This window comes from Candidatus Poriferisodalis sp. (assembly GCF_965237655.1).
GTDB lineage: Bacteria > Actinomycetota > Acidimicrobiia > Acidimicrobiales > Poriferisodalaceae > Poriferisodalis.
Genome location: NZ_CBDEGB010000001.1, coordinates 1,257,506 through 1,271,294 on the forward strand (window position 1 = coordinate 1,257,506; position 13,789 = coordinate 1,271,294).

Sequence of the window (13,789 nt, forward strand, 5' to 3'; positions counted from 1 at the left end):
GCCGATGGGAACAGATGCCGCAGCGGGCACCACTCATGGTTCAGTAGTCGATGCCCTTCTTGGCCCGGATCCCCGCGTCGTAGGCGTGCTTGGTCTTGCGCATCTCGGTCACGGTGTCGGCGAGGTCAATCATCCAGCTGGGCGCGTCGCGCCCCGTCAGCACCAAGGACACGTGGGTGGGTCGGCTCCGGAACGTGGCCTCCACGTCGGCTGCGTCGATCCAGCCCCAGTTGAGCGGGTAGGTGATTTCGTCGAAGACGACCAGCCGGTGATCGCCCGCTGCCACAAGCGCCTTGCCGTGCTGCCACGCCTCGCGAGCCTCAGCCTCATCGCGGGTGAGGTCGTCGCTGTCCCAGGTGAATCCCTCACCCAGCGACCAGAAGTCGATGCCGAGCGGTTCGGCCATCATCTGCTCTCCGGTCACCCAGTCATCGGACTTGAGGAACTGCACCACAGCGACTGGCCAGCCACGGGCGCGAGCTCTCATTGCTGTGCCGAACGCGGCCGAGGACTTGCCCTTGCCGTCGCCGGTATTCACCACAACGAGACTGCGAGCGGTGCGCAGGCCATCGGGCCGGGGGTCCTCCGTGGGCGGCGTGTCGGCGGATGTCGGGGAATCGGTCATCGGGTGCCTCCATTGGTGGGTACCCCTTCGATCGTCGAGTTCGGGGTCGAGTTGGTAGCGCTCGGGACGATCACGGGGCCGTCAGGGTCGTCGAGGATGCGAATCTTCGCATTGAAGTGCTCGGAGATGTTCGCAACGGTAAGCACCTCGGCCGGTGATCCGCACTGCGCGATCCGGCCGTCCGAGAGGATCGCGACCCGGTCGCCGTATCGGGCTGCGAGCGTGAGGTCGTGCAACGTTGCAATGACGGTCAGCCCGTGCTCGCACCGCAACGCCTCGACGAGTTCGAGCACGTCCTGCTGATGTCCGAGGTCCAACGCTGTGGTCGGTTCGTCCAGCAGCAGAACGCCGGTCTGCTGGGCGAGCGCCCTCGCAAGCACGGCCCGCTGACGTTCACCTCCCGAGAGCGACTGGACAGTGCGCTCGCCGAAGCCACCTAGATCGAGCCGTTCCAGGACTTCGGCAACGATCCGGCGGTCGCCGGCGGTCTCCGCGGAGAACACGCTTCGGTGAGGTGTGCGTCCGAGGAGTACGTAATCGGCGACGAGCATTCCCGGAGGGATCACCGGCGTCTGGGGAACGTAAGCCACATGGCGAGCACGCGCGGCGCGGCGACGTTCTCCAATTCCGTTGATCTGGATCTTCCCGCGGAACGGCACTAGGCCCAACACCGCTCGAAGCAGCGTCGTCTTGCCGGCGCCATTGGGCCCGATGATGTTCACCCACTCGCCTGCTGTGACGGTCAGATCGACACCGTCGAGCACCTGCGCGCCATCGAGGTTGACTTCCAGCGCTTGGATCCTGACGGCGTGGCCAGGTGAAGCAGTGGGTACGGCGCCCTCGACGGAGGCCGCAGCCGCGGAGGCGGTCGCAGGGGGAGCCGCTGTTTCGGTCACCAGACCTCCCGGCGCGTCGTGCGCAAGACGAGCACGAAGAACGGCGCTCCCAGGAAGGCAGTGACGACCCCGATCGGCAATTCCGACGGCGACAGCACCGTGCGTGCCCCCAGGTCGGCGAGCACCATGAACGCTCCTCCGAACAGCACCGAGAGCGGCAGTACGACGCGGTTGCTGGCCCCGAACGCGAGCCGCACCGTGTGGGGCACGATGATGCCGACGAATCCGATCAAGCCACTGACCGACACAGCCGCAGCTGCGCCCAGTGAGGCCGCGAGCACCACGATCAAGCGCACCTTTCGGGGTTCGATGCCGAGTGCGGCGGCCTCCTCGTCCCCGACAGCGAGCACGTCGAGCGCCCGGCGGTAACGGAGCACGACCGCGGTGGTCACCACGAAGTACGGGAGCATCAGTGCCGGTTCCGACCATCCCGAGGTCGCGATGCGGCCCAGGATCCAGGCGAAGATCTTGCGAAAGGCATCGCTGTTGGCCTGCAAGACGTAGGTCTGGCATGCCGTCAGGAAGCTGGCTACGGCGATTCCGGCCAGGATCAGCGACGCCGTCGAGCGGCCGCCGAGGTGTCCTGCGGCGTAGGACACCGTCACCGCAATGAGCCCTCCGGCGAACGCGGCGAGCGGCACTGGGTCCAGGGCGCCAGCACCGTCGCCGAGGTTGTTGGTGATGGCAATGGTCGCGCCGAGGCCAGCGCCTGCAGCGATACCCAGCAGGTACGGGTCAGCGAGCGGGTTGCGGAACGCGGCCTGGTAGGTCGCGCCGCTCATCGACAACGTGGCGCCCACTAACAGGCCAAGCACAACACGGGGAAGGCGAATCTCCCGCACGATCGCTGCGTGTGGCGAGCTCAGCCCAGAATCGAACGTGAGGCCGGGCAGCGCGTCGAACAGCTCCAATACCGCCCGGTGAACAGGGATTCCGGCCGGGCCAATCGTCAGTCCCGCGGTCACGGCAATCGCGACCGCCACAAGCCCCGCGATGAGCGCTGCGGGCCGCAGACCCGACGGCCGAAGCGTTGCCTCGGTCACCTCAGGGGCGAGCGACATGGGTGAGCTGGCCATGTCCAGTGCCAATCAGCTCGCCGCGCCGATATCTCGGAGCACGTCGGAGATGGCGGCGATGAAGTCCACCAGGCGGGGACCCCACCTCGAGACAATGTCGTCGCTGAGTTCCACAACCCTGCCCGCCTGCACGGCCGTGAGTTCGTCCCAGCCGGGGCGTGCAGCGACAGTTGCAGCGTTCTGGTCGCAGCAGAGCGTGTCGGCCAGGAAGATCACGTCGGGGTTGGCATCCACCAGGTACTCGTCGCTGAGCTGTGGGTAGCCGTAGGAGGTGCCGTCGGAGTCTGCGGGATCGGCGACGTTCTCAAGCCCGAACAATCCATAGACCTGGCCGATGAACGTGCCGCTCGTGACGGTGTAGAGGGTGTGGTCGAGCTCGAGGTAGTAGCTCAGACCCGATGCGTCAGGCGCAGCTGCAATCAAGTCCGCAATCTGAGCCCCCATGTCGGCAGCGAGCTGAGCCGCCTCGTCGACCTGACCGGTGACTTCGCCGAACTGGGCGATCTGGGCGTACACGTCGTCGAATACGAACGGCGCGTCATGCGCGAGCACGGCGATGCCCAGCGCTTCGAGGCCGGAGATGAGATCGCCATCGGTCTGCAGCACCACGAGATCAGGCTCGTATGCGGCAATGGCCTCGATATTGGGGTTCCAGCCATCCAGGTCGGTGACGGGAGCTTCGGGCGGGTAGTACGAGAACTGGTCGACGGCCACGACGCGGTCGCCGGCGCCGATGGCGAACAGGATCTCGGTGCCGGTCGGGGAGATCGACACGATCCGCTGGAATTCGCGGTCCTCTTCAGATTCCGCGTCGCTGCCGGTGCAAGCGGCCGCCACAAGACTCAGGGCGGCAACTGCCCACAACAGCCTCCGCGGCAGCGAGGCTCGTCTTGTTGATGTGCGGTTCATGGTGTTCTCCCTTCTGCTCGAGTTCAGGGCCGAGCAGCGGGAGCTCCCACCGCGCGAGCCGCTCCTTCCTCGAGGAATCGGATCTCGTCACGGCGGTCGGGAGGCGATCGGACTCGTCCCCCGGAGGGGCATCACCGTTGCGGGACAGTGCCGGGATCTCACCGGCTTCGCTCACGACAACCGGGCGAAAGCCTAGCGCCCGCCGACGCACTGACCTGAGGGTCGGACTAGCGGGACGGGCTCGGCGCCTTCGGCGCTCGCGAGCGTGACAGACGCCAGTAGCTCAACGCATTCGGGACCGTCAGAGCCAGCAGCATCACGAAGTTGACACGGCCGTCGATGCCAGACGGGTACACCGGCTCCACGAGGTAGTGCGAGATGAAGCCCGTCTCATACGGCTCCTGCCCAGCGTGGCGCAGGAACCAGTTCTCCCACACGGTCAGCGGGCAGTCCGAGCCGGTGATGTTGACCACGCTCGCTGCGCCAATTGCCCCAAGGTGCCACTTCGTGAGCTGAGGCCAGCGCCGTGCCATGAACCCGCCCACCAGCAAGAACACGATGTAGCCCAGGTGAGACGCGGCCACGAGGCGCGCCAGCCCGACACCGACCATCACCGCGACGCTACCCCGCCTGCTTTCGTACGTCGCAGCCGGCCGCGCAGTGTCAGCGAGTGCGGCTGGGGCTCGAGAAGGCAGACTTACCGAATGGGCACGGCAATGATGACCGACCTGTACGAGCTGACCATGCTCGATGCGGCCCTGCAGTCGGGGGTTGCGTCACGACGCGCGTGCTTTGAAGTATTCGCCCGGCGACTGCCCCCCGGCCGTGGCTACGGCGTCGTCGCAGGCCCGGGGCGCCTGGCAGGCTCCTGGCCGACTACCGATTCGAGCCTGAGGATCTGGACTACCTGGCGGGCCTGGGACGCTTCAGCGACGGCCTGCTCAACCACCTCGCCACGTTCCGCTTCGATGGCGACGTCTGGAGCTACCGCGAGGGCGACTTCTACGTGCCCGGCAGCCCGGTGCTGCGGGTGGACGCCTCGTTCGGTGCAGCGCTGTTGGTGGAGACGCTGGTGCTGTCGGTGCTGAATCACGACTGCGCTGTGGCCTCGGCGGCGGCCCGGATGCACGATGCAGCGGTAGGACGTCACCTCATCGAGATGGGTGGCCGCCGTACGCACGAGCTGGCGGCGGTGGCGGCTGCACGCGCCGCCTGGCTGGTCGGCTTCGACGCCACCTCCAACCTGTTGGCCGGCACGCAATACGGGATCCCGACCGCGGGTACCGCCGCGCACGCGTTCACACTCGCGCACCACGACGAGGAAGCCGCATTCGATGCGCAGATGCGCGCTCACGGACTCGAGACAACGCTGCTCATCGACACCTATGACCTGCGCACAGGCCTCGAACGCGGTCTGGCTGCGGCGAAACGGCTCGGCGGGGTGCCCGGCGCGGTGCGCATCGACTCGGGCGACCTGACCGTGGAGGTGCCGCGAGTCCGGCACTGGCTTGACGATGCAGGTGCCGAAGCGACCCGCATCGTGGTCTCGGGCGACCTCGACGAGTACCGCATCGCCGACCTGGCGGATCTGCCGGTTGACGGCTACGGCGTAGGCACCCAGCTCGTGGTGGGTTCCGGACATGCCACCGCCGGCATGGTGTACAAGGCGGTCGCCATTGCTCGGCACTCGGGCACGTTCGAACCGGTCGTGCCGGTGCACAAGGAATCAGAGGGAAAGGCCACCCGCGGCGGGGTGGTGCGGCCGTACCGCGTGCTGCAGGACGGCATTGCAACAGCCGAGGTACTGGTCGAGCGTGACCGTCCGGGCCCGGCCGATAGCCGGCCACTGCATGTGCCGCTCGTGCGGGATGGGCGGGCTGTCTATCCCTACTCGCTCAAGCAGGATCGCCCATTCCACCAGCGAGTCCGCGCCGAAATGGCCGCATCGATGCGGAGCCTGGACGGCGCTCCAGCCTTCGAGGCCGAAGTCGCGGCTGAATCCAGCTTGAACTAGGTGCCCGGCTGCGGCCTGTGCTGTCTTGGGTGCCGCAGCCTCGCGGCGTTCGGGCGAGCTGACGGATCAGGCGCCCGGCTGCGGCACCAGGCGCAAGTACGGCAGCGGTGCCTCCCAGCCGTCGGGGTACTTCTCGGCGGCGGCTTCGTTCGATACAGCCGGAACGATGATGACGTTCTCGCCCTGCTGCCAGTTGGCAGGCGTTGCGACCTGCTCGGCAGCAGTGAGCTGGCACGAATCCAGCAGACGCAGGATCTCAGCGAAGTTGCGACCGGTCGTCATCGGGTAGGTGAGCGACGCCTTGATCTTCTTGTCCGGACCGATGATGAACACCGTGCGAGCCGTGGCGTTGTCGGCAGCCGTGCGGCCCTGTGAGGTATCACCGGAATCGGCGGGAAGCATGTCATAGAGCTTCACCACATTGAGCTCGGGATCGCCGATCAGCGGGTAGTTGACCTCGTGGCCGGTGGCCGATGCGATGTCGGCCTTCCAACCCTGGTGATCGCTCACACCGTCAACGCTGATGCCGATGATCTTGCAGTTGCGTGCGGCGAAGTCGTCGTTCAGGCCGGCGACGGCGCCCAACTCGGTTGTGCACACCGGGGTGAAGTCCTTCGGATGGGAAAAGAGCAGCGCCCATCCGTCGCCGATCCAGTCGTGGAATTTGATCTCGCCTTCGGTGGTGCTGGCGGTGAAATCAGGAGCGGTGTCATTGAGGCGCAGTGCCATGTTTGTCCTCCGGCAAGAAGCGTGCCTGCGAGGGCACGGGCTGTTTGGTACAGGCTAGCTGTCTTAGGCGATAAATCCGACCTGATTAGTCAGGAATTCATCGGACAACCAGCCCCCCGCTGTCGAGACGAGTACCTCCGCTCAGCAGCAGTCCCGTATCGGGGTGCCGTCGGCGTGGTGGTAATGGACTGTGGGTCGTTCGTTGAGCGCCCGGTTGCCGGTCGGCGCTTGCGTCGTTGTGAAGACCCCGGCCGCCGCACCCAATTCCAGCGCGCGTTCCACGTCCACGACCCGGGGCCCGCAGCGCCGTACCTCCGCAGATGCAACGTCATCGGCGCCGATCGTGTGCTCCCGATCGCCGTCCAGCGACAGGACGGTCGGACCTCGAAGCTCCACCGGAACTCCCAGGGGGACCTCACGATGGTCGAGCACAGAAACCGTGCGGTACAGCCCGGGCGCCAGCGCCACCCGCATCGGCTGTCCACCTGGACCGCACTCCACCAGCACACCTGCGTCTTCATCAAATGAACACGGCCGCAGCAGCCCCGCGAGCGAGCTGAGCCCGATGCTCGCAGGATGGGCACGCGACACCAGCACCTGACGTATCAGTGCTCCGTCGGCGGGCATCCGGTTGCCGACGAAGTCGTCGGCCAGCGTTACAGCGTCAATGAGCGCGATGTCTGTTGCGCCCCCCGCAAGCCAGACAGAGATGAGCTTCGAGCGCGGAGCGCACAGCGCTGGGTCCACGACGCCGCTGGCCACAAGGCCAGCAGCGGCACCGGCGACGGTTGGCTCGGTGAGGCTGGGGAACACGTTGTTGGTGCCGGTGGACATGGGCACCAACGTGGCTTCGGGCCACACCCCAGAGATCGTGCGGTTGGTGCCGTCGCCGCCCAGTGTTACGAGCACGCTGACGTTGCGGGCTCGCATTGCCTCGACGGCACGCACGGTGTCGGCCGGCGACACTGTCGCGCCCGACGTCGACGATCTCGATTTCGGCGTCGATGCGCAAGTCGGTGAGCGCTCCTGTGGCGATCCCAAATGGCTCTGCCATGGCCACAATGCGCGTGGCCCCGGCCGTCACTGCGCCGATCACCGCTCGGGCGATGCGGTTGCGCTTGTCCTCGGTGGTGGACACCGCACCGCGCGCCGCTACTCGGCGCACGTCGCGCCCCGAGACGGGGTTCGCGATGATCCCGACGGTGCCGTTAACCGAGCCGCGGCCATCGCGGCGGTCGCTCAGTTTCGAAACGGGTCCGGCCATCATCCGCCGACGCTAACCACCCTCGCCGCCTGACTGCCGCGCGGCGCTCCGAACTGTTGTACTTGGGTCATGGCAGGTGGAATCGAGAATGAGAGCCACAGTCCACCCGGACCGCGCACGTGGTCGCCCGCAGCACTGACCATCGCGGGTGCGGATTCCTCCGGCGGTGCGGGCCTCGCGGCCGATCTGCGGGCGTTCGCGGCGTCGGGCGTGCACGGAGCGTTCGCCCTGACGCTGGTCTCGGCACAGAACACCACAGAGTTTCGAGCGGCACAGCCCGTCGATGCCGAGTTGGTGGCAGCGCAGATTCACGCAGTGCTCGACGACATGCCGATAGCGGCGTCCAAGACGGGCCTCTTGCTCACTGCCGAGACGATCGCGGTTGTGGCATCAATCGCTGCCCGCCGTCTACCCCAATTGGTGGTGGATCCGGTACTCGTCAATGGGGCCGGCGAGCCGATGCTCACCCCCGATGCTGAACGATCGGTGGCAACTCGGCTCCTGCCCTGTGCCCGTGTTGTGACACCCAACCATCTCGAGGCGGGACGGTTGGTGGGAAGAGATCTTCCCGGCGAGCCCGAGGCGTGGATCGAAGCGGCCCACGAACTCGCGGCTGCGGGTCCCGAAGCCGTCATCGTCACCGGCGGCCGTCTCCGAGATGGGGCCACCGTCACCGACGTTGTGGTCCTCAACGGCAGCGTCCGGCTGCTGTCCGCCCCGCGCATCGAGACCCGCAATGTCCGTGGGTCGGGCGACATCTTCTCGGCCGTAATCTGCGCTGAGCTGGCGAAGGGCACTGACCTCGACTCGGCAATCGATCGCGCACACACCCTGACAACACGCGCTATCGCAGCTTCAGCGACTCGCCAGCTCGGCGGCGGCCAAGGACCTGTCGACCCGTTCGCTGTGTGAGGCCGGACCGGTTCGGACCCGTCTGCGTACACTGCGAGCGCTGTACGTGGCGTCGTTCTTGAGCTCGTCTCAGCGGCGACGAGGCCGCACACTCCAGGAGGCACCCGGTGACACGCGAGCACTGGCAAACGGAGTTCGAGGCCACCGAGGTGCGCGACGCCGACTTCGAGACGATGAGCGGCATCGAACTCGAGCCGCTCTACGGGCCTGCTGACGACGAACCCGATTCAGAGGTCGGCTGGCCTGGGCAGTTCCCCTACACGCGCGGCGTACATGCCAGCGGCTACCGCGGCCGGCTCTGGACGATGCGCATGTTCGCAGGCTTCGGCACTCCCGAAGACACCAACAAGCGATTCCACGAAATCCTGACCGCAGGCGGCGGCGGACTGTCCACGGCATTCGACATGCCCACCCTCATGGGCCTCGACTCCGACGACGTGATGTCGCTAGGCGAGGTGGGTCGCTGCGGCGTCGCCGTCGACACCATCGAAGACATGGCGACCCTCTACGACGGCATCGACCTCGAGGCGACCACCACGTCGATGACCATCAACGCACCGGCCGCCACCATCTGGGCGATGTTCGTGGCCAACGCCGAAGAACACGGCGCGCACCGCCGCAATCTCGGCGGGACGCTGCAGAACGACATTCTCAAGGAGTATCAAGCCCAGAAGGAATGGGTGTATCCGCCACGTCCGTCCATGCGACTCGTTGCCGACACCATCGAATTCGCCACCGAAGAGATGCCTCGATGGAACTCTGTGTCGATCAGCGGCTATCACATTCGCGAAGCAGGCTCGACAGCCGCACAAGAGCTGGCGTTCACGCTGGCCAATGGGTTTGCGTACGTGGAAGCGGCCGCCCAGCGGGGCCTGACCACCGACGAGTTCGCCCCGCGCCTCAGCTTCTTCTTCAACGCTCACATCGACTTCTTCGAGGAGATCGCCAAGTACCGGGCGGCCCGACGCATTTGGGCACGGTGGATGCGCGACCGCTACGGCGCCCAGCACGAGCGGTCGATGATGCTGCGCTTTCACACTCAGACCGCTGGGGTGTCGCTCACGGCTCAGCAGCCGGAGATCAACATTGCCCGCACTGCCATCGAGGCGCTTGCAGGGGTTCTGGGCGGCACGCAGAGCCTGCACACCAACTCGATGGATGAAGCGATGGCGCTGCCGACCGACAAGGCGGCCCGCATCGCCTTGCGGACCCAGCAGATCATTGCCCATGAGACCGGGGCCGTAAGCGTCATCGACCCTCTCGGCGGGAGCTGGTTCATCGAGGAGCTCACCGACCAGCTCGAAGCCGAGGCAGAGGAGATGTTTGCTCATATCTCCTTGGTTGGCGACGGCTCGATGCTTGAGGGCGCATTCCGCCTGATCGACGAGGGCTGGTACCAGTCCGGGATTGCGGACGCCGCCTATGAGTTCGAGAAGAAGGTGAATGCGGGTCGCCGGGTTGTCGTTGGAGCGAGTGCCTTCACTGAGGGCAGCGAAGACGACGACATCGACCTGCTGAAGATCACCAACGATGACGAGCAGCGACAGATCAAACGGCTGCAGCAAGTTCGGGCTGATCGCAACCAAGCAGCCGTCGACGAGGCCCTGCTGGCGCTGCGCCGGGCCGCTGAGACTGACGCAAACCTCATGCCGCACCTCATCGACACGGTGCGAACGCGGGCCACGGTGGGCGAAGTGACCAATGCCCTTGCCGATGTCTTCGGTCGCTATCAGGAGCGGCCGTTCATCTGATCGGCACTCTGCCCCGGGTGCGGCGAGAGGCATCGCAGATGTTGGGGGTGACCTGCGGTTTCGCCGCTTGTGCGAAGTGCAAGCCGTTCGGCAGCGGTGGGCTAGTGTCCCGTCAGTCCTACCCGGAGGCCGGCACATTGACCAGACCGTCCGCGCCGGAGACAGCCTGCGTGCGCGCGCGGACGGCGAGGATGCATCGTACCGGTCGGTTTGCGTGGAGCGCCGTCACGGCGCTGCTGATGGCAGTGGTTCTCGGGGCTTGTGGCGGTGGGCCCGACCAGACGCAGGTCGAACGCGAGGTTCAGGCCTACCTGCAGAGCGTGGTGGCACCGGCGGCGATTGCCGACATCTCCTGTCCTCCGGACGCCCCCATCAGGCCTGGTTCGACGTTCTTGTGCGACGGCAAGGTTGAGGGCGCGTTCTACGAGGCGCAAGTGACCATCATCGACGAGCAGGGCCGCCGTGAAGTCCGACCCAGACAGGCGGTGATGCAGGTGAACGCCACCGAAACCGCTCTTGGTGCCGAAGCGGCGACTGCGCTGGGATTCAGCGTTCAAGCGGACTGCGGCGATGACCAGTACCTCGTGGTCTCGGTCGGCCATACCTTCTTGTGCACGCTCGAGCGGACCGATACGGGAGCCACGCAGGACATCGAGGTCGAGGTCCAGAATGAGATCGGCGCCATCGAGTGGAGACTGAAGGGCTAGTCACCGCGGTATGCCACGAAATCGCTACGACGCCGCAGGCAACTTGCGTCCTCTGCGCCAGCGCAGCCCTGGCGTGTGGTGGACAGCGGTCCTCGTCGTCGCGGCGATGCTGCTGACTGGGTTCGCAGCAATCGCCTCGGTGCTCTAGTCAGCCGCGCACATCGACAGACGCGGCGGCTGGGGCGGCTCCGACAGCTCCGCCCGGTCGATGATCTCGGTGGCACCAAGGCTTCGCAGCTAGTCGGCGGTCTGCGGCCGGCCGGTCGAGGCGGCGACTTGATACCCGGCGGCCGACAACAGGTGCACCGCAACGCTGCCGACCCCGCCGGCAGCGAAACGGGCATCCTCGGACGACTCCACGACGCCGGCGAAGTCGATACCGGGCACATGGGGGAAGTTGCGAACCAGCCGGCCGATCCCTCCCAGGATCATCCCGTCCTTGTAGTTGAGGGTGCTGTATTCCACTGCGACCGTGACGTTGCCGTCCGGCAGCTGGCCGTCGTCGATCTCGGCCAGCTCGGCGGTAACGGTACGGTCCTGCTCGTTCAGCATCAGTGCGCGAAATGCCATGGACGTCCCCTCGTCGACGTGGCGTCCTCGGAGTGAGGAGCCCAGCGAACCTGCGGGACATTGCCGCCCAGGGGTTCGGCACCACCGTTCGAAGCCGCCCTCGGACTCGAGGGGTGCCGTTAGTAGGCTGACCGCATGGCCCTGAGCGACACCGTGCGCGAATCGATGATGGAGACGCGGCGCGAGACCTTCGAGGTCGCGCCGGACGCGCTCTCCAAGGTGATCGAGCTGCGCAACAGCGAAGTCGACGGCGACCAGCTAGCGCTTCGCATCGAGGTGACTGGCGCTCAAGGCGTCGACTACCTCTACGACCTGGCCTTCGAGCTGCTGGCCGAGGCCGACGCTTCCGACGTGCCATTCGCGGTTGGGAACGGTCTGACGGTGCTGATTCCAGATCGCGACGTTGCCAAGCTCAACGGTGCCTCGCTGGACCTGCCGTCCAACTCCAACCAGCCGGGCCTGGTGCTGCGCAACCCGAACCGTCCGGACCTCGGACCCAACGCTGCGCTCGACCTTGACGGCACCATCGAAGACAACGTCCGCGAGGTGTTGACGAAGCGCATCAACCCCTCCATTGCCGCACACGGCGGCTTCGCTGAACTGGTGTCTGTCGAGGGGGACACGGTGGTTGTGAAGCTGGGAGGCGGTTGCCAGGGCTGCGGCATGGCCAACGCCACCGTCACCGCCGGCATCGAGCGCACGCTGCGTGAGCTGATCCCCGAGATCGAGCGGGTGGTCGACCTCACCGACCACGCTTCGGGCGAGAACCCCTACTTCACCTGATCCGGCGTTGCCGAGATGGCAGAAGCTGAAGTTGCGCACCATTGGTCCCCGATCACGGACCTCACGGGATTTGATCGGGAGCTTGACCGCGCCGAACTGCTCTCGCTGTCGAGTGTTTGGGACGATGTCAAGAAGGATCTTCCGTCCGATCAGGTCGACGAGTTCAACGAACGCCTCAAACGCGAGTGGGCGATCGAGACAGGATTGATCGAGCGCATCTACACGCTGGAAGCTGGCATTACGCAATTGCTGATCGAACAAGGCATCGACGCATCGCTGATCCCGCATGACGCCACCGACAAGTCGCCGCAGCTCGTGGCTGGCATCATCGCCGACCAAGCTCAAGCGGTCGATTTCTTGTTTGATTTCGTCGGCCAGCAGCGGGTTCTTTCGACGTCGTACATCAAGCAGCTCCACGCCTTGATGACTCGCAAGCAGGCCACCGCGTCAGGCATCGATCAGTTCGGGAAACACGTCGAAGTTCCGCTAGAGCACGGCGAGTACAAGCGCTGGCCGTACAATCCAACGCAATCTGACGGCCGTGTGTTCCAGTACTGCCCACCCGAGCAAGTCGCTTCCGAGATGGATCGGCTTGTCGATCTGCACCTGGCGCATATGGCCCTTGGAGTTGACGCTGAGTTAGAAGCGGCGTGGTTGCACCATCGGTTCACACAGATCCATCCCTTCCAGGATGGCAATGGCCGTGTGGCCCGCGCGCTTGCGTCGCTCGTGCTGATTCGCGAGGGCTGGTTTCCGCTCGTCATTGCCGTGCCCGATCGGCCGAAATACTTGGAGAACCTGGCAGCCGCGGATGCCGGCGACCTGCGTCCGCTTGCCTCGCAGTTCGCGGCCGTACAGCGCAAGTGGTTTCGCAAGGCGATCGGCATCGGCGAAGAGGTGCGGCGCGCTGCTGAGCGCACAGATCAACTCATCGCGGCCATCGGCGAGCAATTCCGTGAGCGGCGGGCGCAAACGCGGGTTGATATGGAACAGGCCAAGGAGACCGCACACACGCTGGCTCAGATGGCTCGCTCACAATTCGACACGCTTCGCTGCGAAGTTGGAACAGCCATCGGTGCAGACGGCGAAGCCCGCCGTGTGTTCGTGGACGATGGCACCGATGAAGATGCAGATCGTCGCTCGTGGCATCGCTACCAAGTCATTGAAACGGCCCGGCACCCGAGCCTCGACTACTACGTTAATCTTCGCGAATTCCATTCGTGGGTTCGTCTCGGGCTTGTAACCGAGGCCGGACGGTCTGATATCTTGCTGTCGCTGCACGGCGTCAATTGGGAATATCGGGGCCTTGTCGGCGCATCGATGTGCTTGTACCGCAGGCAGAAGGGCGACGACATCGAGCATCAGATCATCGAACTCGAACCCGTGTGCGGCGAACTCTTCCAGTTCAACTACAAGGAAGCCTCCGCATCGGTCGAGCAGCGCTTCGACCGATGGCTCGAAGAGTCACTCGTGCGCGGCCTCGACCAGTGGCGCCGAGGCGAATAGGTGGTTCTCCTGCGCCCTCGCTCCAACGCCCATTCGGCGTCTCATCG

General features: G+C 65.7%; 16 protein-coding genes and 1 riboswitch. Of the genes, 8 read left to right on the plus strand and 8 right to left on the minus strand.

All coding sequences use genetic code 11. The features are described from left to right. Positions 1-40: 40 nt before the first annotated feature. The 5 genes from cobO to ACPXYO_RS06090 all read right to left on the minus strand — a co-directional run bounded on the left by cobO (position 41) and on the right by ACPXYO_RS06090 (position 4,117). On the minus strand, positions 41-625 hold the full coding sequence (cobO, locus tag ACPXYO_RS06070) for a cob(I)yrinic acid a,c-diamide adenosyltransferase (protein ID WP_423917705.1): 585 nt from the start codon (positions 623-625) through the stop codon (positions 41-43). Then, entirely contained in the window at positions 622-1,425 is an 804-nt protein-coding gene (locus ACPXYO_RS06075) for an ABC transporter ATP-binding protein (RefSeq protein WP_423918708.1), read from the minus strand. The genes cobO and ACPXYO_RS06075 overlap by 4 nt, the downstream gene beginning before the upstream one ends. Positions 1,426-1,517: 92 nt before the next feature. Further along, positions 1,518-2,597 (minus strand): FecCD family ABC transporter permease, encoded by a 1,080-nt coding sequence (locus ACPXYO_RS06080; RefSeq protein WP_423917708.1) that lies wholly within the window; start codon positions 2,595-2,597, stop codon positions 1,518-1,520. A gap of 12 nt (positions 2,598-2,609) precedes the next feature. Next, positions 2,610-3,506 carry an ABC transporter substrate-binding protein gene (locus ACPXYO_RS06085; protein ID WP_423917711.1) on the minus strand — a complete coding sequence of 299 codons (897 nt, stop codon included), beginning with the start codon at positions 3,504-3,506 and terminating at the stop codon, positions 2,610-2,612. A gap of 52 nt (positions 3,507-3,558) precedes the next feature. After that, a riboswitch (adenosylcobalamin (AdoCbl) riboswitch) is annotated at positions 3,559-3,702 on the minus strand. 31 nt (positions 3,703-3,733) lie between these two features. Continuing rightward, positions 3,734-4,117, minus strand: coding sequence for a DUF2784 domain-containing protein (locus ACPXYO_RS06090; RefSeq protein ID WP_423917714.1), 384 nt, complete (start codon positions 4,115-4,117; stop codon positions 3,734-3,736). A 305-nt stretch (positions 4,118-4,422) separates the two neighbouring features. On the opposite strand from ACPXYO_RS06090, the gene pncB reads away from it, so the two are divergent. Further along, positions 4,423-5,520: a nicotinate phosphoribosyltransferase gene (gene pncB / locus ACPXYO_RS06095; protein WP_423918711.1), complete on the plus strand. Its 1,098-nt coding sequence runs from the start codon at positions 4,423-4,425 to the stop codon at positions 5,518-5,520. A 66-nt stretch (positions 5,521-5,586) separates the two neighbouring features. Here the strand turns inward: pncB and ACPXYO_RS06100 are convergent, their stop codons facing one another. Further along, a complete protein-coding gene (locus tag ACPXYO_RS06100; RefSeq protein ID WP_423917717.1) occupies positions 5,587-6,249 on the minus strand; it encodes a peroxiredoxin in 663 nt (220 codons plus the stop codon). A 141-nt stretch (positions 6,250-6,390) separates the two neighbouring features. Continuing rightward, complete coding sequence (locus tag ACPXYO_RS06105) at positions 6,391-7,311, minus strand: NAD(+)/NADH kinase (RefSeq protein WP_423917720.1); 921 nt, start codon at positions 7,309-7,311, stop codon at positions 6,391-6,393. Here ACPXYO_RS06105 and ACPXYO_RS06110 point away from each other — a divergent pair. The 5 genes from ACPXYO_RS06110 (at position 7,199) to ACPXYO_RS06130 (ending at position 11,031) form a co-directional block, all read left to right on the plus strand. Then, entirely contained in the window at positions 7,199-7,546 is a 348-nt protein-coding gene (locus tag ACPXYO_RS06110; RefSeq protein ID WP_423918762.1) for a hypothetical protein, read from the plus strand. The two genes, ACPXYO_RS06105 and ACPXYO_RS06110, sit on opposite strands and share 113 nt — an antisense overlap. A 36-nt stretch (positions 7,547-7,582) precedes the next feature. Next, positions 7,583-8,425 (plus strand): bifunctional hydroxymethylpyrimidine kinase/phosphomethylpyrimidine kinase, encoded by an 843-nt coding sequence (gene thiD, locus ACPXYO_RS06115; protein ID WP_423917722.1) that lies wholly within the window; start codon positions 7,583-7,585, stop codon positions 8,423-8,425. A 107-nt stretch (positions 8,426-8,532) separates the two neighbouring features. Continuing rightward, positions 8,533-10,176: an acyl-CoA mutase large subunit family protein gene (locus ACPXYO_RS06120; protein ID WP_423917724.1), complete on the plus strand. Its 1,644-nt coding sequence runs from the start codon at positions 8,533-8,535 to the stop codon at positions 10,174-10,176. A 239-nt stretch (positions 10,177-10,415) separates the two neighbouring features. Further along, a complete protein-coding gene (locus tag ACPXYO_RS06125) occupies positions 10,416-10,883 on the plus strand; it encodes a DUF4333 domain-containing protein (protein ID WP_423917726.1) in 468 nt (155 codons plus the stop codon). Between the two features lie 10 nt (positions 10,884-10,893). Further along, complete coding sequence (locus ACPXYO_RS06130; RefSeq protein ID WP_419552113.1) at positions 10,894-11,031, plus strand: hypothetical protein; 138 nt, start codon at positions 10,894-10,896, stop codon at positions 11,029-11,031. An 89-nt stretch (positions 11,032-11,120) separates the two neighbouring features. Here ACPXYO_RS06130 and ACPXYO_RS06135 read toward each other — a convergent pair whose 3' ends face one another. Further along, positions 11,121-11,453 carry an alcohol dehydrogenase catalytic domain-containing protein gene (locus ACPXYO_RS06135; protein ID WP_423917729.1) on the minus strand — a complete coding sequence of 111 codons (333 nt, stop codon included), beginning with the start codon at positions 11,451-11,453 and terminating at the stop codon, positions 11,121-11,123. Between the two features lie 135 nt (positions 11,454-11,588). Here ACPXYO_RS06135 and ACPXYO_RS06140 point away from each other — a divergent pair, with 135 nt between their 5' ends. Together ACPXYO_RS06140 and ACPXYO_RS06145 are read left to right on the plus strand one after the other, a co-directional pair. Continuing rightward, positions 11,589-12,236, plus strand: a complete 648-nt coding sequence (locus tag ACPXYO_RS06140) for a NifU family protein (protein WP_423917732.1) — start codon at positions 11,589-11,591, stop codon at positions 12,234-12,236. 15 nt (positions 12,237-12,251) lie between these two features. Next, positions 12,252-13,742 carry a Fic family protein gene (locus ACPXYO_RS06145; RefSeq protein WP_423917735.1) on the plus strand — a complete coding sequence of 497 codons (1,491 nt, stop codon included), beginning with the start codon at positions 12,252-12,254 and terminating at the stop codon, positions 13,740-13,742. Positions 13,743-13,789: the final 47 nt, after the last annotated feature.

What these genes read in the sequence shown, in the direction of transcription:
- ACPXYO_RS06100 (WP_423917717.1), bottom strand. Translation starts at nt 6,249, where the DNA reads ATGGCACTGCGCCTCAATGACACCGCTCCTGATTTCACCGCCAGCACC.
- ACPXYO_RS06090 (WP_423917714.1), bottom strand. Translation starts at nt 4,117, where the DNA reads ATGGTCGGTGTCGGGCTGGCGCGCCTCGTGGCCGCGTCTCACCTGGGC.
- cobO (WP_423917705.1), bottom strand. Translation starts at nt 625, where the DNA reads ATGACCGATTCCCCGACATCCGCCGACACGCCGCCCACGGAGGACCCC.
- ACPXYO_RS06130 (WP_419552113.1), top strand. Translation starts at nt 10,894, where the DNA reads ATGCCACGAAATCGCTACGACGCCGCAGGCAACTTGCGTCCTCTGCGC.
- ACPXYO_RS06135 (WP_423917729.1), bottom strand. Translation starts at nt 11,453, where the DNA reads ATGGCATTTCGCGCACTGATGCTGAACGAGCAGGACCGTACCGTTACC.
- ACPXYO_RS06125 (WP_423917726.1), top strand. Translation starts at nt 10,416, where the DNA reads ATGGCAGTGGTTCTCGGGGCTTGTGGCGGTGGGCCCGACCAGACGCAG.
- ACPXYO_RS06085 (WP_423917711.1), bottom strand. Translation starts at nt 3,506, where the DNA reads ATGAACCGCACATCAACAAGACGAGCCTCGCTGCCGCGGAGGCTGTTG.
- ACPXYO_RS06140 (WP_423917732.1), top strand. Translation starts at nt 11,589, where the DNA reads ATGGCCCTGAGCGACACCGTGCGCGAATCGATGATGGAGACGCGGCGC.
- thiD (WP_423917722.1), top strand. Translation starts at nt 7,583, where the DNA reads ATGGCAGGTGGAATCGAGAATGAGAGCCACAGTCCACCCGGACCGCGC.
- ACPXYO_RS06145 (WP_423917735.1), top strand. Translation starts at nt 12,252, where the DNA reads ATGGCAGAAGCTGAAGTTGCGCACCATTGGTCCCCGATCACGGACCTC.
- ACPXYO_RS06080 (WP_423917708.1), bottom strand. Translation starts at nt 2,597, where the DNA reads ATGGCCAGCTCACCCATGTCGCTCGCCCCTGAGGTGACCGAGGCAACG.